The following is a 23,501-nucleotide window of genomic DNA, read 5'->3' on the forward strand; positions in this document are numbered from 1 at the left end:
ATAGCCCTGATGAAAGCCGTGCTGTGCAAAGCCTTCGGCCCCGCCGAATCGCTGGTGCTGGAAGACGTCGCCAGTCCGGTGGCGAAGAAGAATGAAATCCTCCTGGAGGTGCACGCCGCCGGGGTCAACTTTCCCGACACGCTGATCATCGAGGGCAAATACCAGTTCAAGCCGCCCTTCCCGTTTTCACCGGGCGGTGAAGCCGCCGGCGTGGTCAGCGCCGTGGGCGAAAAGATCAGCCACCTGAGGGTCGGCGACCGCGTCATGGCGCTGACTGGCTGGGGCAGTTTCGCCGAGGAGGTCGCGGTGCCCGGCTACAACGTGCTGCCCATTCCGCCGTCTATGGACTTCAACACCGCCGCCGCTTTCAGCATGACGTATGGCACGTCGATGCACGCCCTCAAGCAGCGCGGCAATCTGCAACCCGGCGAAACCCTGCTGGTACTCGGTGCTTCGGGCGGCGTAGGTCTGGCCGCAGTGGAAATCGGCAAAGCCATGGGTGCCCGGGTGATCGCCGCCGCCAGCAGCGCCGAGAAACTCGCGGTGGCCGAGGCTGCCGGCGCCGATGAGCTGATCAACTACAGCGAAGGCAACCTCAAAGACGAAATCAAACGCCTGACCGACGGCCAGGGCGCCGACGTGATCTACGACCCGGTCGGCGGCGACCTGTTCGATCAGGCCATCCGCGCCATCGCCTGGAACGGTCGCCTGCTGGTGGTGGGCTTCGCCAGCGGGCGCATCCCCGAACTGCCGGTCAATCTCGCCCTGCTCAAAGGCGCCGCGGTACTCGGTGTGTTCTGGGGCTCGTTCGCCCAGCGCCAGCCTCAGGACAACGCAGCCAACTTTCAGCAACTGTTCACCTGGTTCGCCGAAGGCCAGTTGAAGCCGCTGGTGTCGCAGGTTTATCCGCTGACCAGTGCCGCGCAGGCAATCAATGACCTGGCGCAACGCAAGGCGGTTGGCAAAGTGGTGGTGCAGGTTCGTTGAGTCACTGAGCGGCCCGGATACCGGGCCGCTTCAATCTACGCCGCAACCGCAGCCATTGCCGAATCTCCCTCGGCAGCAAGCGTGCGGAAACGGTCCATGGCTGAAATCGCCACTGTTCCAAAAGCCCTGTCTCCCATCACCTGCCGTGGCACGCTGAAAACACTTCAGTGCACAGGTCTGACAGCGCCCTTCAATTGCACCTAAGCGACATGTTCGTAAAAGAACATGAAATCTTGAACATTTCCGCTATTTTGCCGATGAGAAGCGGTGCTATTTTCGGTAACGAAACTGTAACATTCACATCCGCAGTCAAAAACAAGAATTCTGGAGTACCTGAATGTTTGCTTTCTTTCGACCTGCTGCACATCAGGCTCCTTTGCCTGAAGAAAAAATCGATAGCACCTATCGGCGTCTGCGCTGGCAGATCTTCGCCGGTATCTTTATTGGTTACGCCGGCTACTACCTGCTGCGCAAAAACTTTTCCCTGGCCATGCCGTACCTGATCGACGAGGGTTACACCCGTGGTGAGCTGGGCGTCGCGTTGTCGGCGATTGCCATCGCCTACGGTTTGTCCAAGTTCCTGATGGGCATCGTCTCCGACCGATCCAACCCGCGTTACTTCCTGCCGTTCGGCCTGATGGTCTCGGCGGCAGTGATGTTTATCTTCGGTTTCTCGCATTGGGCAACGTCCAGCGTGACCATCATGTTCGTGCTGCTGTTTATCAACGGCTGGGCCCAGGGCATGGGTTGGCCGCCGAGCGGACGGACCATGGTGCACTGGTGGTCGCAGAAGGAACGCGGCGGCGTGGTGTCGCTGTGGAACGTGGCGCACAACGTCGGCGGCGGCCTGATTGGCCCGTTGTTCCTGCTCGGCATGGGCTTGTTCAATGACTGGCATGCAGCGTTCTACGTGCCGGCAGCGGTGGCCATGGCGGTGGCGGTGTTTGCCTTCGTGACCATGCGTGACACCCCGCAATCGGTGGGCTTGCCGCCGATCGAGAAGTACAAGAACGACTACCCGGAAGGCTACGACGCCAGCCACGAGGAAGAATTCAGCGCCAAGGAAATCTTCGTCAAATACGTGCTGCGCAACAAAATGCTGTGGTACATCGCCATGGCCAACGTGTTCGTCTACCTGCTGCGCTACGGCGTGCTGGACTGGGCGCCGACCTACCTGAAGGAAGCCAAGGGCTTCACCGTGGACAAAACCTCGTGGGCGTACTTCTTCTACGAGTGGGCGGGGATTCCGGGGACGCTGCTGTGCGGCTGGATGTCGGACAAGATCTTCCGTGGCAACCGTGGCCTGACCGGCATGGTGTTCATGGCCCTGGTGACCGTCGCGACCCTGGTTTACTGGCTCAACCCGGCCGGCAACCCGACCGTCGACATGATCGCGCTGGTTTCAATCGGCTTCTTGATCTATGGCCCGGTGATGCTGATCGGCCTGCAAGCGCTGGAACTGGCGCCGAAGAAAGCCGCCGGCACCGCTGCGGGTTTCACCGGTCTGTTTGGGTATCTCGGGGGGTCGGTCGCGGCCAGTGCGGCGATGGGCTACACCGTGGACCACTTCGGCTGGAATGGCGGCTTCGTGCTGCTGATCGGCGCGTGCCTGCTGGCGATGGCGTTCCTGGCCCCGACCCTGTGGCACAAGCAAGTCGCCAGTCAGAGCCGCGAAGCCACCGCCTCCTGATCACCGCTTGAACCACAGCGCTTGAGCCGCGCCTCCAGATTCCGGTCTGGCATGGCGTGGCTACGCAGGGCGTTGGCGGTCTGCTCGACATAATCGCGAGTGGTGCCGTAACGCCCGCAAGCACTTTCGAACACCTGGCTCAGCACATGATCCGGCAAGTTGCCGGCATAGCTGGGCAGGTGCCGCTCCAGGACAAATCCCAAGGCCTGCACCTGAGTGCCATCTTCGAGGCGGCAGTTGAGCCAGTGCGGGCGATAGGAGGGAAACGGCATCTCGCGCTTCCACAAGGCATAGAGCGAGGCTTCGAGTTGTTCCTCAGGAAGACGATAAGCAAAACCGCTGCAGGAACCGCCGCGATCCAGGCCAAACACCAGGCCGGGCATTTCCGGGGTGCCGCGATGTTCGTGGGACCACAGGTACAAGCCGCGATGGTAACCGTGCACTCGACCGCGCACCCGCTCCACGGCGGTGCACTCCGGACGCCAGATCAACGACCCATACGCAAACAGCCAGACCGGCCCGCCCTTGTGGCGCGCCATGGTGGATTGCATCGAACTGAGCAATTGTTCGTGAGTGAGCTGCGGCCCCAGATCGAGCCGCGGAGGGTAAGCCAGGTTCAAAATTGACGATTCAATGGCGCTCATGGCGAATAGCGTTCAGCTCCCCGCAAGTGACGAATTACTTAATAGAACGCACCGCTGTAACAATAAGGCACATATGGTTTAAGGCAATTTAAGTGCCATGGCACAGTTTTTAAATAATTACCTAGGGAGATATAACCTACCGATATTTACTCAACATCATAAATACCGATCGGCTATATACAGCGTTATATAGATGAGACAGTGTCAAGAACGAGGGGCGTAGGCAAACACATCGGCGCGCATCTGATGCGCATCCATCCCTGCCGCGACCAGCGCATCCAGCGTGCCGTACACCATGGCCGGCGAGCCACTGGCGTAGACGTGCAAGGGCTTGAGATCGGGGAAGTCTTCGCAGACCGCTTCGTGCAACATGCCGCAGCGCCCGGTCCAGCCACATTGATCGCTGACGACTTTATGCAGGAACAGGTTCGGCAGTTTCAGCCACTCGTCCCAATGTTCGATTTCATAGAAGTCTTCCGGCCGGCGTACGCCCCAATACAAATGCACCGGGTGCTTGAAGCCAGTGGCGCGGCAATGTTCGATCAGGCTGTGGATCTGGCCCATGCCGGTGCCGGCGGCGATCAGCACCAACGGTCCGTCAGGCAACTCCGCCAGGTGCGCATCGCCGAACGGCATGTCGATGCGCACCAAGGCGTCTCGGCGCAGCTGTTCGATCAGGTTCAGTGCACTGGCTTCGCGCGCCAGCACATGAATTTCCAGGTCGCGGCCGCCGTGGGGCGCCGAGGCCAGCGAGAACGAGGATTTCTCGCCATTGTCGCGGTGGATCATCAGGTACTGCCCGGCGTGATAACGCGGCGGCTTGCCGGCCGGGGCTCGCAGGCGTACACGCCAGGTGTCACCGCCGACATCCACGCAACTGATGATCTGACACGACAGACTGCGCACCGGCAGCTCTCCCAGGGCCAGCACGCCATCCCACAGCACGATGCAGTCTTCCAGCGGCTCGGCGATGCAGGTGTAGAACTCGCCATGATCGCGAACCTGGCCGTCCTGTTCGACGCGCCCTTCCACCAGCAACGCCCCGCACACATGGCAGTTGCCGTTGCGGCAGCTTTGCGGGCAGTCGTAGCCCAGGCGCCGCGCACCGTCGAGAATCCGCTCGCCGGGCTCAATCTCAAGGACCGCACCGGAGGGCTGCAAAGTTACACGCATCAATCTATTCCTAACTGGTTCCAGATGGCATCGATCCGCTGGGTCACGGCCTCGTCCTTGACGATAACCCGACCCCATTCCCGCGTGGTTTCACCCGGCCACTTGTGCGTGGCGTCGAGCCCCATCTTCGAACCCAGGCCAGACACTGGTGAGGCGAAGTCCAGGTAATCGATCGGCGTGTTGTCGATCATCACCGTGTCGCGCCTGGGGTCCATGCGCGTGGTGATGGCCCAGACCACGTCATTCCAGTCCCGGGCATTGATGTCGTCGTCAGTGACGATAACGAACTTGGTGTACATGAACTGTCGCAAAAACGACCAGACGCCGAGCATTACCCGCTTTGCATGCCCTGGATACGACTTTTTCATGGTCACGATGGCCATGCGGTACGAGCAACCTTCGGGCGGCAGGTAGAAATCGGTGATCTCCGGAAACTGCTTCTGCAGGATCGGCACGAACACTTCGTTCAACGCCACGCCGAGGATTGCCGGCTCATCCGGTGGCCGGCCGGTGTAGGTGCTGTGGTAAATCGGCTTGATGCGGTGGGTGATGCGCTCGACGGTGAACACCGGGAAGCTGTCGACTTCGTTGTAGTAACCGGTGTGGTCGCCATACGGGCCTTCATCGGCCATTTCGCCGGGATGGATGACCCCTTCAAGGATGATTTCCGCCGTGGCCGGCACTTGCAGGTCGTTGCCCCGGCACTTCACCAGTTCGGTGCGGTTACCGCGCAGCAGACCGGCGAAGGCATATTCGGACAGCGTGTCCGGCACTGGGGTAACCGCGCCGAGAATGGTCGCCGGATCAGCACCCAGCGCCACCGAAACCGGGAACGGCTGGCCGGGATGCTTCTCGCACCATTCGCGGAAATCCAGGGCGCCGCCACGATGGCTTAACCAGCGCATGATGACCTTGTTGCGGCCGATCACTTGCTGACGGTAGATGCCGAGGTTCTGCCGGTCCTTGTTCGGGCCTTTGGTGACGGTCAGGCCCCAGGTGATCAGCGGCCCGACGTCGCCCGGCCAGCAGGTCTGCACCGGCAGCATCGCCAGGTCGACGTCCTCGCCTTCGATGACCACTTCCTGGCACACCGCGTCTTTGACCACTTTCGGCGCCATGGCGATGATCTTGCGGAAGATCGGTAGCTTCGACCAGGCGTCCTTCAACCCCTTCGGTGGCTCCGGCTCCTTGAGGAACGCCAGCAGCTTACCGATTTCGCGCAGTTCGCTGACCGCCTCGGCGCCCATGCCCATGGCCACGCGCTCGGGGGTACCGAACAGGTTGCCGAGCACCGGGATGTCATAACCGGTAGGGTTCTCGAACAGCAGGGCCGGGCCTTTGGCGCGCAGCGTGCGATCGCAGACTTCGGTCATCTCTAGCACGGGAGAGACGGGAATCTGGATACGTTTCAACTCTCCGCGCTGCTCCAGTTGCTGCACGAAATCCCGAAGGTCCTTGAATTTCATTGACGTTGCCACCCCGAAAATAGGCGTACATCCTACCTGCTCTCAGGGCGGCTGACAGCTTATCGCTGCTCAGTTGGCCGCATTCGCGTTGCCGCCGCCCAGCCGCGCTTGCGCTTGCAGACTGTCAAACAGCGGTTGCAGCACCGGTGCCACCCGTCGCGCGCCGACTTCCGAGAGGTGGTTATCGTCGGTGTACAGCGAATGACCGTCGAGCTCGACCCGGCACAGGCCCTGGGCATCGCACAGCTGCGGCGCCGGGTCGACCACCCGCACGTTCGCATCCGCCGCCAGTTGGTTGAACAACTGACTGATGAACGCCTGGCGCTTGAGGTGCTCGCTGAGTGCCAGGCCCTCTGCCGAGGTCGGCCGATTGAGCATCGCCAGGCGACTGAGACGGTACGGCGGACTGAAGGTCTGCAACGGTGCTTCCTTGACCAGCCAGACCCGGTGCCCGCCAGCGCGCAGTTGTTGCACCCGCGCGCGCAAGCCGTCGGCCAGGCGTTGCTCGGCGACGCCGCGCTCGTAACGGCCCTCGGGGTTGCGCAAGGCGTGGCCGAGGTCACCCTTGACGTCGCCGTAGAGGTACAGGCTCCAGCGCGCGACCAACACCACATCCGCCACCGCTTGCGGTTTCAAGGCGCTTTCGACCCGTTGGTTGAACCGCGCACAACGGGCATCGTGCTCCAGGCCGGCGACCGGCACACAACCGGGAGAACTGGCGAGGATCACATCGACGTCATGCTTGCGCGCACCGTCGTCGAATACCGGAATCAGCGCCGTGGCGTGGCTGTCGCCCCACACCAGCGCCTTGGGCGATACCGATGAGCCGTAATGGCAGAACAGCTTGTCGTCCGGGGTTTTGTCATCCGCCAGGCAGTCCATCAGCTCTGGCCGCCACTCACGAGCCTTGGCGTACTGCAATGCCGAGTCGGACAGGCGCCACGGCAAACCATCAGTCCAGCGCAGGGTTTGTCCGGCCAGGCCGAGTACCAGCACACCGAACGCTGCCGCCACCAGAATCTGCCGCCGCCCCGCCAGCAAGCGCCGCTCGCGGAACGGTGTCTCGACCCAACGCCACGACAGGTAACCCAGCACCAGGCTCAACAGGATCAGCCCGGCGATGTCGAGCGCCGACGGCTCGTCGACGCTGGCGTAACTGGCGAACACGAAGATCGGCCAGTGCCACAGGTACCAGGAATAGGAGATCAACCCAAGGCCGACCATCACGCGGCTGGCCAACAACGCGCCGACCAGGGTTTGCCGATGGCCGTTGGCCCAGATCAGCGCGACCACGCCCAGAGTCGGCAGCAGCGCCGCCGCACCAGGGAACGGCGTGCTTTTGTCATAGCAGAACACCGCCAGCAGAATCAGCGCGAATCCCGCCCCGCTGATCGCTTGCGCGCCAAGCGGGGTCAAGCGCCAGGTGCTTCTTGGCGCCACGGCCAGCATCGCCCCGGCAAGCAACTCCCAGGCACGCATCGGCAGCAGGAAGAAGGCTTTCTCCGGGTGATGGGCCACCGCCCAGACACTGAGCCCAAACGACACCAGCAACACCGCAAACAACGCCAGCCGCCAATGCTTGAAGCGGCTCGAGAGCAGGGTCAGTAATAAAGGGAAGATGATGTAGAACTGTTCCTCTACCGCCAGCGACCAAGTGTGCAGCAACGGCTTCAAGTCTGAGGCGACGTCGAAATAGCCGTCCTGGCGCATGAACAGCACGTTGGAGAAAAACATCATCTGGTAACGCACCGAGCGCCCCAGCTCTTCGTAATCCTTGGGCGCCAGCAAGAACCAGCCCACCGCCAGCACCGCGATAATCATCACGAACAGCGCCGGCAGAATCCGCCGCGCCCGGCGCGCCCAGAAATCGACGAAGCTGAAACGCCCGGCCTGGCGCTGGTTCCAGATGATCGAGGTGATCAGGTAGCCGGAGATGACGAAGAACACGTCGACACCCACGAAGCCGCCAGTGAAGCCCGGAATGCCGAAATGGAACAGCACCACCGCAATTACGGCGATGGCGCGCAAGCCGTCGATATCCCTTCGATAAGCAAGAGTGGTCATGTCATCAGAAGCCAGTCAGAAATTGTTGTTTGAACAGCCCGCCCGCGCGGCCCGCCAGCGCATCAGCCGGCCTTCGAGGGTTTGTTGCTCCCTAAGGGACCATGACGGGTCCCAAACCTTCCATTTTTCACGCAAAAAAATGGCGCCCCGTAAGGCGCCATTTTTTCGGCTCAACGAGCCGTGTTACTTACGCTTCATCGACAAGAAGAACTCGTCGTTGGTCTTGGTCTGTTTCAGCTTGTCGACCAGGAACTCGATGGCCGCGACTTCGTCCATCGGGTGCAGCAGTTTGCGCAGGATCCACATGCGCTGCAGTTCGTCGTCGGCGGTCAGCAACTCTTCGCGGCGGGTGCCGGAACGGTTGATGTTGATGGCCGGGAACACACGCTTCTCGGCGATCTTGCGATCCAGAGGCAGCTCCATGTTGCCGGTACCTTTGAATTCCTCGTAGATCACTTCGTCCATCTTCGAACCGGTTTCAACCAGTGCGGTGGCGATGATGGTCAGCGAGCCGCCTTCTTCGATGTTGCGCGCGGCGCCGAAGAAACGTTTCGGTTTCTCCAGAGCGTGGGCGTCGACACCACCGGTGAGTACCTTGCCGGAGCTCGGGATCACGGTGTTGTAGGCACGGGCCAGACGGGTGATGGAGTCGAGCAGGATCACCACGTCTTTTTTGTGCTCGACCAGGCGCTTAGCCTTCTCGATCACCATTTCGGCAACCTGCACGTGGCGGGTTGGCGGCTCGTCGAACGTCGAGGCAACCACTTCGCCGCGCACGGTGCGCTGCATTTCGGTCACTTCTTCCGGACGCTCATCGATCAGCAGCACGATCAGGTGAACTTCGGGGTTGTTACGGGCGATATTGGCCGCGATGTTCTGCAGCATGATCGTCTTGCCCGCTTTCGGCGGGGCCACGATCAGGCCGCGCTGGCCTTTGCCGATCGGTGCGCAGAGGTCGATCACGCGACCGGTCAAGTCTTCAGTGGAACCGTTACCGGCTTCCATCTTCATGCGCACGGTCGGGAACAGCGGGGTCAGGTTCTCGAAGAGAATCTTGTTTTTCGCGTTCTCGGGACGATCGAAGTTGATCGTGTCGACCTTGAGCAGGGCGAAATAACGCTCGCCTTCCTTAGGAGGGCGGATCTTGCCAACGATGGTGTCACCGGTGCGCAAGTTGAAACGACGGATCTGGCTGGGCGAGACGTAGATATCGTCCGGGCCGGCCAGGTAGGAAGCGTCAGCGGAGCGCAGGAAACCGAAGCCGTCCTGGAGGATCTCCAGCACGCCATCACCGGAGATTTCCTCACCGCTTTTAGCGTGCTTCTTGAGCAGGGAGAAAATCACGTCCTGCTTGCGCGAACGGGCCATATTTTCTATGCCCATTTCTTCGGCCAGCAGGAGCAGGTCGGTAATCGGCTTTTGCTTGAGTTCAGTCAGATTCATATAGGAATGACGTAATCATTTATGGAGGGGGGAAATTAAGCTTTTGGCTTAATGAGGCCGCGCCGCGGAGAAGGCGACAGGATCGCGTACTTATTCGAAAAGGAGTGCGTCGGCGACGGCTAGCAGGGGGCAGTGGAGAAACCAGTGCGGGGCCGAATGTACCACCTGAGTTTCGGAGCGTCTAGCCCTGGATACGGAAAAAGCCCCGCTGAATGGCGGGGCTTTTCGGTGACGCTGACAACGAGCCGACTTAGATGTTGGCGTCGAGGAAAGCCGCCAGTTGCGACTTCGACAGCGCGCCGACCTTGGTGGCTTCGACGTTGCCGTTCTTGAACAGCATCAGCGTCGGGATACCACGCACGCCGTGCTTGGCAGGGGTTTCCTGGTTTTCGTCGATGTTCAGCTTGGCAATGGTCAACTTGCCTTTGTAGGTTTCAGCAATTTCGTCCAGGACCGGAGCGATCATTTTGCATGGGCCGCACCACTCAGCCCAGTAGTCGACCAGTACAGCGCCTTCGGCCTTGAGTACATCGGCCTCGAAGCTAGCGTCGCTAACGTGTTTGATAAGATCGCTGCTCATGGAAGTCTCCAGGTTGTAAGCAAAAAAACGTGGCCCATCATAGCCGCCCTTCCCCTGTTCAGGAAGGTGCAGATGATTGAGTCTCGCTATGGCGTTTTATGACTTTGGGTATAGCTCAAGTCACAAGGTGCCGGGAGCCACGAAGGCAATACCGGTGCGCAACGCGGCATTGCGCACGTGTTCTTGCATGGCTTTCTGTGCCGGGCCAGACGCCCCGCGCGCCAGGGCTCGAAGAATTTTGCGGTGCTCTTGCCAGGTTTCCATGGCCCGCTCGGCCCGGATGAACGGCAGTTTCTGGCTTTCCAAGAAGATGTCGGCGCGGGCCGTGAGGATGTTCAACATCGCCTGATTGCCGCTGGCCAGCAGGATCCGTCGGTGGAATTCGAAGTCCAGCCGCGCCGCCGCATCGAAATCCTCGGCGCGCAATTCGCGGCGCATGGCTTCGACGTTGGCCTCCAGGGCATCCAGGTCGTCGAGGCTCAGCAGCGTCGCCGCCAGCCCCGCGGCAAAACCCTCCAAGGCGTAGCGCAGTTGAAAGATATCCATCGGCGACGCTTGTGCAGCAAATGGCCAACTGGCCCCCGGCGTCGACGCCAGCCCCTCCAGCGCCTGGACAAACACGCCTTTGCCGGGCTGCACGCTGATCACCCCCAACGCGCTCAAGGACGACAACGCTTCACGCAACGAAGCCCGGCTCACACCCAATTGCACGGCCAGGTCCCGTTGCGAGGGCAAGGCATCCCCCGGCCCGAAACCTTGTTCGGCAATCAATTTGCGGATGGCGTGCAAGGCCACTTCGGGTACGGCGCGAGCGATCAAATTCATGGTTTTTTAGACAAACCGGGCCAATGAGCGGCTAGTTGTAAAGCTATTCGCAGCGCCCGGCAAGTCGTGCCCCAGCAGGGTTCGGCGGGTTGCCAGGATGCGCGATGACGGTGCGAAATGCCCGCCGACTGTTCAGACCAGTAAGACCGATCCGTACCAACAAAGCCGTGGCCTGCGGGACGTTTCGACGGGGTTGGCATGCCCCGTGCTCTGTCGATTGACAGAAATCATCCCCCGCCGATTCGGAGATTGACCATGACCCCGCGTTTCAGCGCCCTGCTCTCTGCCCTGTTTGCCAGCCTGCTGCTCAGCCAGGTGCCCGCCCACGCCGACGGTCTGGAGGACGTGGTCAAGCGCGGCACCCTTAAGGTCGCCGTGCCGCAAGACTTCCCGCCGTTCGGCTCGGTGGGGCCGGACATGAAACCCCGTGGCCTGGACATCGACACGGCAAAACTGCTGGCCGACCAGCTCAAGGTCAAACTCGAGCTGACCCCGGTCAACAGCACCAACCGCATCCCGTTCCTCACCACCGGCAAGGTCGACCTGGTGATCTCCAGCCTGGGCAAAAACCCCGAGCGTGAAAAAGTCATCGACTTCTCCCGTGCCTACGCGCCGTTCTACCTCGCCGTGTTCGGCCCGCCAGACGCCGCCATCAGCAGCCTCGACGACCTCAAGGGCAAAACCATCAGCGTCACCCGCGGCGCCATCGAAGACATCGAACTGAGCAAAGTCGCCCCCGAAGGCGTGACCATCAAGCGCTTCGAAGACAACAACTCGACCATCGCCGCCTACCTGGCCGGCCAGGTCGACCTGATCGCCAGCGGCAACGTGGTGATGGTCGCCATCAGCGAGAAAAACCCGAAACGCGTCCCGGCGCTGAAAGTGAAGCTCAAGGACTCGCCGGTGTACGTCGGCGTGAACAAGAACGAAACCGCACTGCTGGACAAGGTCAACCAGATCCTCGCCACCGCCAAGACCGACGGCAGCCTGGAAAAGAACGCCCTGACCTGGCTCAAAGAGCCGCTGCCGGCCGACCTCTGACCGTTCCAGCCTAGGAGTTGGCGCATGGCCTATCAGTTCGACTTTCTACCGGTGGTGCAGAACACCGACCTGCTGCTGCGCGGCGCGCTGTTCACCCTGGAACTGACGGCCATCGGCGCGGTGTTCGGGGTCGGGCTGGGCATTCTCGGGGCCGTGGTCCGGGCCTGGAATATCCAACCGTTCGCGCGGATCTTTGGCGTCTATGTCGAGCTGATCCGCAACACGCCGTTCCTGGTGCAGCTGTTTTTCATCTTTTTCGGCCTGCCATCGCTCGGGCTGCAGATCTCCGAGTGGCAAGCGGCGGTGCTGGCGATGGTGATCAACCTCGGCGCCTACTCCACGGAAATCATCCGCGCCGGTATTCAGGCGATCCCTCGCGGGCAACTGGAAGCCTCGGCGGCCCTGGCCATGAGCCGCGCCGAAACCTTTCGCCACGTGGTGCTGGTGCCGGCCCTGAGCAAGGTCTGGCCGGCGCTGAGCAGCCAGATCATCATTGTCATGCTGGGTTCGGCGGTGTGTTCGCAGATCGCCACCGAAGAGCTGAGCTTCGCCGCCAACTTCATTCAGTCGCGTAACTTCCGCGCCTTTGAAACCTACGCCCTGACCACATTGATCTACCTGTGCATGGCGCTGATGATCCGCCAGTTGCTTAACTGGCTCGGCCGACGCTACCTGACCCGGAGCAGCCAATGAGCGATTTCACCTTCTGGGACATCGTGCGCAACTTGCTGACGGGGTTGCAGTGGACCCTGGCGCTGTCGCTGGTGGCATTTATCGGCGGCGGCCTGATCGGTTTGCTGGTGATGGTCATGCGCATTTCGAAAAAAGCCTTGCCGCGTAATGTCGCCCGCACCTACATCGAGTTGTTCCAGGGCACACCGCTGCTGATGCAGCTCTTCCTGGTGTTCTTCGGCGTGGCCCTGGCCGGCGTCGAGATTTCACCGTGGATGGCCGCCGCGACGGCGCTGACCTTGTTCACCAGCGCTTACCTGGCGGAGATCTGGCGCGGTTGCGTCGATTCGATCCCCAACGGTCAGTGGGAAGCCTCGTCGAGCCTGGCGCTCAATCCGCTGGAGCAACTGCGCTACGTGATCCTGCCGCAAGCCCTGCGCATCGCCGTGGCGCCGACCGTGGGTTTCTCGGTGCAAGTGGTCAAGGGCACTGCAGTGACCTCGATCATCGGCTTTACCGAACTGACCAAGACCGGCGGCATGCTCGCCAACGCCACCTTCGAACCCTTCATGGTCTACGGCCTGGTCGCGCTCGGTTACTTCGCGCTCTGCTACCCGTTGTCCCTCAGTGCGCGCTATCTGGAAAGGAGACTGCATGCCTCTGCTTAGAATTTCTGCCCTGCATAAATATTACGGCGACCACCATGTGCTCAAAGGCATCGACCTCAGCGTCGAGGAGGGCCAGGTGGTGGCGATCATCGGCCGTAGCGGCTCGGGCAAATCCACCTTGCTGCGCACCCTCAATGGCCTGGAGTCGATCAACGACGGCGTGATCGAAGTCGATGGCGAGTACCTGGACGCCGCTCGCGCGGATCTGCGCAGCCTGCGGCAGAAAGTCGGCATGGTGTTCCAGCAATTCAACCTGTTCCCGCACCTGACCGTCGGCGAAAACGTGATGCTCGCCCCGCAAGTGGTACAAAAAGTCCCCAAGGCCAAAGCCGCAGAGCTGGCGCGGCAGATGCTGATACGGGTCGGCCTCGGGGAAAAATTCGATGCCTTCCCCGATCGCCTCTCCGGCGGCCAGCAACAACGCGTAGCCATCGCCCGCGCCCTGGCGATGTCGCCGAAAGTGCTGCTGTGCGACGAAATCACCTCGGCGCTGGACCCGGAACTGGTCAACGAAGTGCTCAGCGTGGTGCGCCAATTGGCCAAGGAAGGCATGACCCTGATCATGGTCACTCACGAAATGCGCTTCGCCCGCGAAGTCGGCGACACACTGGTGTTTATGCATCAGGGCAAGGTCCATGAAGTAGGCGACCCGAAGATCCTGTTCGCCCACCCGCAGACTGTGGAGCTGGCTAACTTCATCGGCTCCGTCGAACACGCCTGAGACGTTAGAAAAAGCGAGGGAATAAAACCCGCACCCCGATTGTTGTTCCTTTCGACAGCGCCGCCCTGGCGCTGACGAACGTCACGCGTCATCCCACCGAGCTTTGGTTAAGCGAATGCCTTGTGCATGCGGCGTGGAAGTGTGGCTGACGAAAAAACAACATCAACTATTGGGGACACACATGATCAATCGACTGCTGGCGGTCACCGCCGCGACTTTGCTGGGCTCCACTGCGGCGCAGGCCGCCGAACCGTACAACTGGACTGGCTTCTACGCCGGTTTCAACGCCGGCTACGGCTTTGGCGGCGATGGCGACATCCGCACCAAGGGCCAGGCCGCGCCGAACATCGCCAACATCAATGGCGGCGCGCGGCCGGGCTCGGTTGACCTGGACCGTAACGGCTTCGTCGGCGGCCTGCAGGCCGGCTACAACTACCAGGTCGAACAGTGGGTGTTTGGCGTCGAGGCCGATATTTCTGCCGCCGACCTCAGCGACTCCAGCAACGTCGGCACCCGTGCGCTGAATACCGGCGCGGCGCTGAACAATAAATTCGAATCGCAGATCAACTACCTCGGCACCCTGCGCGGCCGCGTCGGCTACGCGGTCGATCGCACGCTGTTCTACGGCACCGCCGGCCTGGCCTACGGCCGCACCGAACAGAGCGTCGACATGTTCGGAGCCAACGGCGCCACGCAGTTCTCCGGCTCGCAAAGCCAATTCAGTACCGGTTACATAGTCGGCGCCGGGATCGAACAGGCGATCGACGACAACCTGACCTTCAGGGCCGAATACATGTACTACGATCTGGGCACCGAGAAACTCGATGTCGCGGTCATCCCCGGCAACGGCGGCGCGGGCACCGGTTACGACTCCAAGTTCAAGAACGACGGGCAATTGCTGCGGGTCGGGATGAACTGGAAGTTCTGATCACCGGATGCCTCAGTGGCCGGGCATGTTTGTATGGCGAGGGAGCTTGCTCCCTCCTCACAGCTTCAGTGTGCTGGATCAAGCTTTGTGCTCTGCGCGTTGGCGCCAGCGGTTGATCGTGGCACGATGGCGGAGTTATCGACCGAGACCCCTTAACCATGCCGCAATCCCAAGCCAAGAACCTGTCCCTGATCGCCGCCATTGACCTGGGCTCCAACAGCTTCCACATGGTCGTGGCCAAGGCCCAGAACGGTGAAATCCGCATCCTCGAGCGGCTCGGAGAGAAGGTCCAGTTGGCGGCCGGGATCGACGACGCGCGCCAACTCAACGAAGAATCCATACAGCGCGGGCTCGATTGCCTCAAGCGCTTCGCCCAACTGATCAACGGCATGCCCCTCGGCGCTGTGCGCATCGTCGGCACCAACGCCCTGCGCGAGGCGCGCAACCGTGGCGAATTCATCCGCCGTGCCGAAGAAATCCTTGGCCACCCGGTAGAGGTCATCTCCGGACGTGAAGAAGCCCGCCTGATCTACCTCGGCGTGTCGCACACCCTGGCCGACACCCCGGGCAAACGTTTGGTCGCCGATATCGGCGGCGGCAGTACTGAGTTCATCATCGGCCAGCGCTTCGAGCCGCTGCTGCGCGAAAGCCTGCAAATGGGCTGCGTGAGCTTTACCCAGCGTTATTTCAAGGACGGCAAGATCACCCCGGCGCGCTACGCCCAGGCCTACACTGCGGCACGCCTGGAAATAATGAGCATCGAACACGCCCTGCACCGCCTGACCTGGGATGAAGCCATCGGCTCCTCGGGCACGATCCGCGCCATCGGCCTGGCGCTGAAGGCCGGCGGCCACGGCACTGGCGAAGTCAACGCCGAGGGCCTGGCCTGGCTCAAGCGCAAGCTGTTCAAACTGGGCGACGTGGAGAAAATCGATTTCGAAGGCATCAAGCCTGATCGTCGGGCGATTTTCCCCGCCGGCCTGGCGATCCTCGAAGCGATCTTCGATGCGCTCGACCTGCAACGCATGGATCACTGCGAAGGCGCTCTGCGTGAAGGCGTGCTCTATGACCTGCTGGGCCGTCATCATCACGAAGACGTGCGTGAGCGCACCCTCAGCTCGCTGATGGAGCGTTACCACGTCGACCTCGACCAGGCGGCGCGGGTCGAGCGCAAGGCGTTGCATGCGTTTGATCAAGTGGCGGCGGATTGGGACCTCGACGATGGCGTCTGGCGCGAATTGCTGGGTTGGGCGGCCAAGGTCCATGAAGTGGGCCTGGACATCGCTCACTATCACTACCACAAGCACGGCGCCTACCTGATCGAGCACTCGGACCTGGCCGGGTTCTCCCGCGAAGACCAGCAAATGCTCGCGCTGCTGGTGCGTGGCCACCGCCGCAACATTCCCCGGGACAAGTTCGCTGACTTCGGCGACGACGGCATCAAGCTGATTCGCCTGTGCGTGCTGCTGCGCTTCGCGATCCTGTTCCACCACATCCGTGGTACCCAGGAAATGCCGCAAGTGGTGCTGCGCGCCCACGGTGACAGCCTGGATGTGATGTTCCCGGAAAACTGGCTGGACGAAAACCAACTGACCCAGGCCGACTTCGCCCTGGAAGCCGAGTGGCTGACCCGCGTAGGCTTCACCCTCAACCTGCGCTGAAACGAAAAAAGGCCTTCAAATGAAGGCCTTTTTTGTGCGCGCAATCCAACAAATCACCGCACGTCCCTTGTGGGAGCGAGCCTGCTCGCGAAGAGGGTGCATCAGCCGACAGGGCTTTGATTGACACTCCGCTTTCGCGAGCAGGCTCGCTCCCACAGGGGTGTTGCGTTAGTTCACGGTCAAAATCGGGCTACCCAAACGTTCCAGCAAGGTGGCCTGGGCACTGCGCGGGTTCTGGTTGCCGGTCGGTGTATTGCGGATGTAGCGGCCGTCCGACTGCAGGCTCCAGCTGTGGGTGTTGTCGGTGAGGTAGCTTTCCAGCTCCTTCTTGACCCGCACGATCAGCTTGCGACCCTCGACCGGGAAGCAGGTCTCTACCCGTTTATCGAGGTTGCGTTCCATCCAGTCGGCGCTGGACAGGAACATCTGCTCGTCGCCGCCATTGAGGAAATAGAACACCCGCGTGTGCTCAAGGAAGCGGCCGATGATCGAACGCACATGGATGTTGTGCGAGACCCCGGGGATGCCCGGACGCAGGCAGCACATGCCGCGCACCACCAGGTCGATGCGCACGCCGGACTGGCTGGCCTTGTATAGCGCGCGGATGATCTTCGGATCGGTCAGCGAGTTGAACTTGGCAATGATGTGCGCCGGTTTGCCGTCGAGGGCGAACTGGGTTTCGCGGGCAATCATGTCGAGCATGCCCTTCTTCAGGGTGAACGGCGCATGCAGCAGCTTTTTCATGCGCAGCGTCTTGCCCATGCCGATCAACTGGCTGAACAGTTTGCCGACGTCTTCGCACAAGGCGTCGTCGGAAGTCAGCAAGCTGTAGTCGGTGTACAAACGGGCGTTGGCGGCGTGGTAGTTGCCGGTGCCCAAGTGCGCGTAACGGACGATCTCGCCGGCCTCGCGACGCAGGATCAGCATCATCTTGGCGTGGGTCTTGAAGCCCACCACGCCGTAAATCACCACCGCGCCGGCCGCTTGCAGACGGCTGGCCAGTTGCAGGTTGGACTCTTCGTCAAAGCGCGCGCGCAATTCGATCACCGCGGTGACTTCCTTACCGTTGCGCGCCGCATCCACCAGCGCGTCGACGATTTCCGAGTTGGCACCGGAACGGTACAGGGTCTGCCGCACAGCCAGGACGTGCGGGTCTTTCGCCGCCTGGCGCAGCAGGTCGACCACCGGGGTGAACGACTCGAACGGGTGCAGCAGCAGGATGTCCTGCTTGCTGATCACGCTGAAAATGTTCTCGCTGTTCTGCAGCAGTTTCGGGATCTGCGGCGTGAACGGCGTGTATTGCAGCTCCGGATGGCTGTCGAGGCCGGTGATGCTGAACAGCCGTGTGAGGTTGACCGGGCCATTGACCTGGTACAACTCGGTTTCGTGCAGGTTGAACTGCTTGAGCAGGTAGTCGGACAGGTGTTTCGGGCAGGTGTCGGCCACTTCCAGACGCACCGCATCGCCGTAGCGCCGGGAGAACAACTCTCCGCGCAGGGCGCGCGCCAGGTCTTCGACGTCCTCGGTGTCCACCGACAAATCGGCGTTACGGGTCAGACGGAACTGATAGCAACCCTTGACCTTCATGCCCTGAAACAGGTCATCGGCGTGGGCGTGGATCATCGACGAGAGGAACACGTAGTTGTCGCCAGGGCCGCCGACTTCTTCCGGAACCTTGATGATCCGTGGCAGCAAACGTGGCGCCGGGATAATCGCCAAGCCGGAATCGCGGCCAAAGGCGTCAATGCCTTCGAGCTCGACGATGAAGTTCAGGCTTTTGTTCACCAGCAACGGGAACGGGTGCGTCGGGTCGAGGCCGATCGGGGTGATGATCGGCGCGATCTCGTCGCGGAAATACCGGCGGACCCAAGTCTTCAGCTTGGTGGTCCAGTAACGCCGACGAATGAAGCGGACCTGATGTTTTTCCAGTTCCGGCAACAGGATGTCGTTGAGGATCGCGTACTGACGGTCGACGTGGCCGTGCACCAGCTCGCTGATGCGCGCCAGCGCCTGGTGTGGTTGCAGGCCATCGGCGCCAGCCTGTTCGCGGGCGAAGGTGATTTGTTTCTTCAACCCGGCGACACGAATTTCGAAGAACTCGTCCAGGTTGCTGGAGAAGATCAGCAGGAACTTAAGCCGCTCCAGCAACGGGTAGGACTCATCCAGCGCCTGTTCCAGCACGCGGATGTTGAACTGCAGTTGCGACAACTCACGGTGGATGTACAGGCTGCTGTCATCCAGGCCAGGAATCGTGATCGCCGGTGCGGCCGGAACCGCTTCGGCCACCACCGCGGGCGGCGCGGGTTCGAGCTCCGGCGGGGTTTCGACGATCGGCTCGGCGACGGGCTGAGCCTCGGTTACGGCAACTTCAGTGAGTCCTTCGGTATTCATGAACGGTTCCTGGGAGGGCTATTTTTGCTCTCGTAACAATTGAGCGGCGCGGATGGCGAAGTAAGTGAGGATGCCATCGGCGCCGGCGCGTTTAAAAGCGGTCAGGGATTCGAGAATCACCCCTTCGCTCAACCAGCCATTCTGGATCGCCGCCATGTGCATGGCGTATTCGCCGCTGACCTGGTAGACGAAGGTCGGGACTTTGAACTCGTCCTTGACCCGAAAAAGGATGTCCAGGTACGGCATGCCTGGTTTGACCATGACCATGTCCGCGCCTTCTGACAAGTCCGCAGCCACTTCATGCAGGGCTTCGTTGCTGTTGGCCGGATCCATTTGGTAGGAGGCTTTATTGGCCTTGCCGAGGTTCAGCGCCGAGCCCACCGCATCGCGGAATGGGCCGTAGTAGGCGCTGGCGTACTTGGCCGAGTAGGCCATGATGCGCACGTTGACGTGATCGGCCAGTTCCAGGGCTTCGCGGATGGCCTGGATGCGACCGTCCATCATGTCCGACGGCGCGACCACCTGGGCGCCGGCTTCGGCGTGGGACAGCGCTTGCTTGACCAGTGCGTCGACGGTGATGTCGTTCTGCACGTAGCCCTCTTCGTCGAGGATGCCGTCCTGGCCGTGGGTGGTGAACGGGTCCAGCGCCACGTCAGTGATTACGCCTAGTTCCGGGAAACGCGCGCGCAAGGCACGGGTGGCGCGTTGGGCGATGCCGTCCGGGTTCCAGGCTTCGGCGCCGTCGAGGGTCTTGAGTTCCACCGGGGTCACCGGGAACAACGCCAGTGCCGGAATACCCAATTCGACCCATTTGGCCGCTTCTTCCAGCAACAGGTCGATGGTCAGGCGTTCGACGCCAGGCATCGAGGCCACGGCTTCGCGACGGTTTTCACCGTCCAGCACGAACACCGGAAGAATCAGATCGTCGACGGTCAAGACGTTTTCACGCACCAGTCGGCGGGAAAAATCGTCGCGGCGATTGCGACGCAAGCGGGTACCAGGGAACAAACGGTTGGCTGGGGTAAAGCTCACGGCAGACTCCTGAGCCCGCACTGGCTGGCGAGCGTGACAGTTATAAGCGACCATTATGACCGTCGTATTACAGTTGTGTGCACCCCTGTGACACGTAGCCGCATTCCATTGTCGTTGTAGGAAATGTTCACGTCGAGACACATTTGGACACTTTCACGAATGTGCACGAAGGGTTAGGCTGCGCGTTCATTTCGCCAGCACCCAGACAATGCTCCAACAATTTCTGCATGACTTCGGCTATTTTGCCCTTTTTCTCGGCACGTTCTTCGAAGGCGAAACCATTCTGGTGCTCGCAGGCTTCCTTGCGTTCCGCGGATACATGGACATCAACCTGGTGGTGGTCGTGGCGTTCTTTGGCAGTTATGCCGGAGATCAGCTGTGGTACTTCCTGGGGCGCAAGCACGGCCGCAAGTTACTGGCGCGCAAGCCGCGCTGGCAGATGATGGGCGACCGGGCGCTGGAACATATCCGCAAGCATCCAGACATCTGGGTCCTGAGCTTCCGCTTTGTCTACGGATTGCGCACGGTGATGCCGGTGGCGATCGGCTTGTCCGGTTACCCGCCGGGCCGCTATTTGTTGCTCAACGGCATTGGCGCAGCCATTTGGGCTTCGGCGCTGGCGGCGGCGGCCTACCACTTTGGCGCGGTGCTGGAAGGCATGCTTGGCAGCGTCAAGAAATATGAGCTGTGGGTGCTCGGCGCGTTGCTGGTGCTGGGTGTCGGCCTGTGGCTGCGCCGGCGCTTCAAGAACGCGCGGCTGGCCCGCCAGGTATACGCCGACGAGCAAGCGCTGAAGGCCGAACAGGCCAAGGCGGACGCGGCTAAGACGCCAAGCGAGTAAATCGGCTGCGGCAGCAATACAGGCCAATGCCACTGAGCAGGCTGTAACTGAGCACGCCGATCCAGCCCACCGCGCTGGCCGGCCATAGCCCGACCAGCGGCGCCAGCCACACCAGCGGCAGGTTCGACGCCAGCCGCAGCAACTCAGCCTTCCACGCCCACGGACGATTCTCCAGCGCCGCGCCCAGCACAAACAACCCCGCCCCCACTGCGACCAGGCCCAGCATCAGGGCTGGCGTCGACAGCGCTCGCTCGAAGTTCATCAGGTAACTGCCCAGCGCGATGTAGACGCAAAACTGCGCCAGCACATAGAGCTGCTGGCGCCCGTCGAGCGGCACTTCGAATTTGCGGAACTGGCTGAGGTCCGGCTTGTTCATCGGGTATTTGGCCGCGACGTCCGCCGGGCGCCAACCGGTGCGCATAAACCAGATCCGTAGCTTGTCCTGCCAGCGCTCGGTGCGCCGCGCATCCTCCCATAACTGCGCGTAAAACTGCAGGTTGGCCCACAACGGATTCCAGCTCGCCAGCGGCGTTGTCACGCCGAAGATCACCGGCTCGTTGTCGTCCTCTTCCTGGAACGAACCGAACAGTCGGTCCCAAAGAATGAACACCCCGCCGTAGTTGCGATCCATGTAGAGAGCGTTCTGTGCATGGTGGGCCCGATGATTGGATGGCGTGACGAAGAACCACTCGAACCAGCCAAGTTTGGGAATGTGCCTGGTATGCACCCAGAACTGATACAGCAGGTTGAGTGCCGCGACGCTGACGAACACCAGCAGCGGCACGCCGAGCACGGCCATCGGCAGGTAGAAAATCCAGCTCAGGAGAAACCCGGTGCTGGTCTGGCGCAGGGCGGTGGAGAGGTTGTAGTCCTCGCTCTGGTGATGCACCGAATGCGCGGCCCAGAGGATGTTGCGCTCGTGGCCCATGCGGTGCAGCCAGTAGTAGCAGAAGTCGTACAGGACAAAGGCAAACAGCCAGGTCCAAATGCTGTCCGCCGCCAGTTCGAACACAGCCAGGTGCTTGAGGGCGAAGGCATAGGTCAGCAGTCCGACGCCCTTGGTCAACAGGCCGGTGGTGGTCGACAAAATGCCAGTGCTGATGCTGTTGATCGCGTCCGCCAGGCGGTAGTGACTGACCCCGCGCCAGCGGTCCGCCAGCAACTCGACGGCAATCAGCACAAAGAAAAACGGCACTGCATACAGAATGAAGTCCATGACGCGCCCTGATCGGAATCTTGAGGACAGATCCTAGGTGTAGCTGCGAATTATCCCTATGGCAACGAGTGACAAATTAGTGGACATTTAACGCCATGAATATGGAGAGAAACCCATGAGCAAAAAAGTTGCAGTGATCCTTTCCGGCTGTGGCGTACAGGACGGTGCCGAGATCCATGAAAGCGTCATCACCCTGCTGCGCCTGGACCAGCGCGGCGCTCAGGTCCAGTGTTTCGCCCCCGACATTGCGCAGATGCATGTAATCAACCATCTCACCGGCGAAGAAATGCCCGAGACGCGCAATGTGCTGGTGGAATCGGCACGCATCGCCCGCGGCGACATCAAGGACTTGGCCGAAGCCAGTGTCGAAGACTTCGATGCGTTGATCGTGCCCGGCGGTTTCGGCGCGGCCAAGAACCTTTCGAACTTCGCCGTGGAAGGCGCCGCATGCAGCGTGCAGCCGGACGTTTTGGCGCTGGCTGAAGCCTTCGCCGAAGCGGGCAAACCGGTGGGCCTGATCTGCATCTCCCCGGCACTGGCGGCAAAAATCTACGGCCCTGGGGTGACGTGCACCATTGGTAACGACGCTGAAACCGCCGCCGCCATGAACAAAATGGGCGCTACCCACGAAGACTGCGCGGTGAGCGACATCATCGAAGACAAGGCGCGCAAACTGGTGAGCACGCCGGGTTACATGCTGGCGCAGTCGATCAGTGAAGTGGCGTCGGGGATCAATAAGCTGGTGGACCGGGTGCTGGAGCTGACTCACGAAAACGATGCGTGACGCCTGTGCTCTTTGTGGCGAGGGAGCTTGCTCCCGCTTGAGTGCGCAACACTCACACGGATCTGAATGGCTGGCGATTTTTGGGGCCGCTGCGCGCCCCAACGGGGGCAAGCCCCCTCACCACAAAAGCTCCTTCCACAGGAGCTTCCTCGCTAGACAAGCTCCCTCGCCCTACGGATATGCAGCGCAGGTCAGACCTTGCGGATCAACCGGGTCAATATCCGATCCAGCGCATTGGCGAACGCTTGCTTCTCACGGTCGCCGAACGGTGCCGGGCCGCCGCTCATTTGCCCTTGCTCGCGCAGGTCGGTGAACAGGTTGCGCACCGCCAGGCGATCGCCCATGTTCTGTGCATCGAACTCTTTGCCGCGCGGGTCCAGCGCAGCCACACCCTTCTTCACCAGCCGATCGGCCAGCGGCACGTCGCTGCAAATCACCAACTCCCCTGGCACGGCGTGCTCCACCAGATAATCGTCCGCCGCGTCCGGCCCGCTGGGCACCACGATCAGCTTGACCAGGGCCAGTCCCGGTTTGACCTGCGGCTGGCCGGCGACCATCACCACCTCGAACTGGCGCTTGAGAGCGAACTTCACCACCAGCTCTTTTGCCGCCCGTGGGCAGGCGTCGGCGTCGATCCACACACGCATTGAGTTGCTCCTTTGCAAAAGCTTCGC

General features: G+C 61.4%; 21 protein-coding genes. 10 read left to right on the forward strand and 11 right to left on the reverse strand.

The genetic code is table 11. The features are described 5' to 3' along the window. Window positions 1-9: 9 nt before the first annotated feature. Together RG836_RS05670 and glpT are read left to right on the forward strand one after the other, a co-directional pair. Complete coding sequence (locus tag RG836_RS05670) at window positions 10-987, forward strand: NADPH:quinone oxidoreductase family protein (RefSeq protein ID WP_310843907.1); 978 nt, start codon at window positions 10-12, stop codon at window positions 985-987. 337 nt (window positions 988-1,324) lie between these two features. Continuing rightward, complete coding sequence (gene glpT, locus RG836_RS05675; RefSeq protein ID WP_310843909.1) at window positions 1,325-2,677, forward strand: glycerol-3-phosphate transporter; 1,353 nt, start codon at window positions 1,325-1,327, stop codon at window positions 2,675-2,677. Here glpT and RG836_RS05680 read toward each other — a convergent pair. The 7 genes from RG836_RS05680 to RG836_RS05710 all read right to left on the reverse strand — a co-directional run bounded on the left by RG836_RS05680 (window position 2,650) and on the right by RG836_RS05710 (window position 10,872). Further along, complete coding sequence (locus RG836_RS05680) at window positions 2,650-3,321, reverse strand: gamma-glutamylcyclotransferase (RefSeq protein WP_310843911.1); 672 nt, start codon at window positions 3,319-3,321, stop codon at window positions 2,650-2,652. The two genes, glpT and RG836_RS05680, sit on opposite strands and share 28 nt — an antisense overlap. A 204-nt stretch (window positions 3,322-3,525) precedes the next feature. Then, window positions 3,526-4,494 (reverse strand): CDP-6-deoxy-delta-3,4-glucoseen reductase, encoded by a 969-nt coding sequence (locus RG836_RS05685; RefSeq protein WP_310843913.1) that lies wholly within the window; start codon window positions 4,492-4,494, stop codon window positions 3,526-3,528. Beyond that, window positions 4,494-5,960, reverse strand: a complete 1,467-nt coding sequence (gene ubiD / locus RG836_RS05690) for a 4-hydroxy-3-polyprenylbenzoate decarboxylase (protein WP_310843916.1) — start codon at window positions 5,958-5,960, stop codon at window positions 4,494-4,496. Before ubiD ends, RG836_RS05685 begins: the two co-directional genes overlap by 1 nt. Before the next feature lie 69 nt (window positions 5,961-6,029). Then, window positions 6,030-8,024, reverse strand: a complete 1,995-nt coding sequence (locus tag RG836_RS05695) for an acyltransferase family protein (RefSeq protein ID WP_310843917.1) — start codon at window positions 8,022-8,024, stop codon at window positions 6,030-6,032. Between the two features lie 183 nt (window positions 8,025-8,207). Beyond that, complete coding sequence (rho, locus tag RG836_RS05700; protein ID WP_310843920.1) at window positions 8,208-9,467, reverse strand: transcription termination factor Rho; 1,260 nt, start codon at window positions 9,465-9,467, stop codon at window positions 8,208-8,210. Window positions 9,468-9,717: 250 nt separating this feature from the next. Beyond that, window positions 9,718-10,047: a thioredoxin TrxA gene (gene trxA / locus RG836_RS05705; RefSeq protein WP_003177349.1), complete on the reverse strand. Its 330-nt coding sequence runs from the start codon at window positions 10,045-10,047 to the stop codon at window positions 9,718-9,720. A 120-nt stretch (window positions 10,048-10,167) separates the two neighbouring features. Beyond that, complete coding sequence (locus RG836_RS05710) at window positions 10,168-10,872, reverse strand: FadR/GntR family transcriptional regulator (protein WP_310843923.1); 705 nt, start codon at window positions 10,870-10,872, stop codon at window positions 10,168-10,170. Between the two features lie 255 nt (window positions 10,873-11,127). Here RG836_RS05710 and RG836_RS05715 point away from each other — a divergent pair, with 255 nt between their 5' ends. From RG836_RS05715 to ppx, 6 genes are all read left to right on the forward strand, one after another. Beyond that, window positions 11,128-11,913: a transporter substrate-binding domain-containing protein gene (locus RG836_RS05715; protein ID WP_310843925.1), complete on the forward strand. Its 786-nt coding sequence runs from the start codon at window positions 11,128-11,130 to the stop codon at window positions 11,911-11,913. Between the two features lie 24 nt (window positions 11,914-11,937). Further along, window positions 11,938-12,606, forward strand: coding sequence for an amino acid ABC transporter permease (locus RG836_RS05720; RefSeq protein ID WP_310843928.1), 669 nt, complete (start codon window positions 11,938-11,940; stop codon window positions 12,604-12,606). Then, window positions 12,603-13,253 carry an amino acid ABC transporter permease gene (locus RG836_RS05725; protein WP_310843930.1) on the forward strand — a complete coding sequence of 217 codons (651 nt, stop codon included), beginning with the start codon at window positions 12,603-12,605 and terminating at the stop codon, window positions 13,251-13,253. Before RG836_RS05720 ends, RG836_RS05725 begins: the two co-directional genes overlap by 4 nt. Then, entirely contained in the window at window positions 13,240-13,974 is a 735-nt protein-coding gene (locus RG836_RS05730) for an amino acid ABC transporter ATP-binding protein (RefSeq protein ID WP_310843931.1), read from the forward strand. Before RG836_RS05725 ends, RG836_RS05730 begins: the two co-directional genes overlap by 14 nt. A 181-nt stretch (window positions 13,975-14,155) precedes the next feature. After that, on the forward strand, window positions 14,156-14,902 hold the full coding sequence (locus RG836_RS05735) for an outer membrane protein (RefSeq protein WP_310843933.1): 747 nt from the start codon (window positions 14,156-14,158) through the stop codon (window positions 14,900-14,902). Between the two features lie 158 nt (window positions 14,903-15,060). Further along, on the forward strand, window positions 15,061-16,563 hold the full coding sequence (ppx, locus tag RG836_RS05740; RefSeq protein ID WP_310843934.1) for an exopolyphosphatase: 1,503 nt from the start codon (window positions 15,061-15,063) through the stop codon (window positions 16,561-16,563). Between the two features lie 168 nt (window positions 16,564-16,731). On the opposite strand, the gene ppk1 is transcribed toward ppx, so the two are convergent. Further along, a complete protein-coding gene (gene ppk1 / locus RG836_RS05745) occupies window positions 16,732-18,954 on the reverse strand; it encodes a polyphosphate kinase 1 (RefSeq protein ID WP_310843935.1) in 2,223 nt (740 codons plus the stop codon). 18 nt (window positions 18,955-18,972) lie between these two features. Next, window positions 18,973-19,986, reverse strand: coding sequence for a porphobilinogen synthase (gene hemB, locus RG836_RS05750; protein WP_310843938.1), 1,014 nt, complete (start codon window positions 19,984-19,986; stop codon window positions 18,973-18,975). Window positions 19,987-20,194: 208 nt separating this feature from the next. On the opposite strand from hemB, the gene RG836_RS05755 reads away from it, so the two are divergent. Further along, window positions 20,195-20,827 carry a DedA family protein gene (locus tag RG836_RS05755; RefSeq protein ID WP_310843940.1) on the forward strand — a complete coding sequence of 211 codons (633 nt, stop codon included), beginning with the start codon at window positions 20,195-20,197 and terminating at the stop codon, window positions 20,825-20,827. Here RG836_RS05755 and RG836_RS05760 read toward each other — a convergent pair. Continuing rightward, on the reverse strand, window positions 20,808-22,043 hold the full coding sequence (locus RG836_RS05760) for a sterol desaturase family protein (protein ID WP_310843941.1): 1,236 nt from the start codon (window positions 22,041-22,043) through the stop codon (window positions 20,808-20,810). The two genes, RG836_RS05755 and RG836_RS05760, sit on opposite strands and share 20 nt — an antisense overlap. 115 nt (window positions 22,044-22,158) lie before the next feature. On the opposite strand from RG836_RS05760, the gene elbB reads away from it, so the two are divergent. Continuing rightward, entirely contained in the window at window positions 22,159-22,827 is a 669-nt protein-coding gene (gene elbB / locus RG836_RS05765; protein WP_310843943.1) for an isoprenoid biosynthesis glyoxalase ElbB, read from the forward strand. 191 nt (window positions 22,828-23,018) lie between these two features. On the opposite strand, the gene RG836_RS05770 is transcribed toward elbB, so the two are convergent. After that, a complete protein-coding gene (locus RG836_RS05770; RefSeq protein ID WP_310843945.1) occupies window positions 23,019-23,474 on the reverse strand; it encodes a YaiI/YqxD family protein in 456 nt (151 codons plus the stop codon). Between the last annotated feature and the right edge of the window lie 27 nt (window positions 23,475-23,501).

This window comes from Pseudomonas rhizozeae (genome assembly GCF_031583775.1).
In the GTDB taxonomy this organism is placed as follows: Bacteria; Pseudomonadota; Gammaproteobacteria; order Pseudomonadales; family Pseudomonadaceae; genus Aquipseudomonas.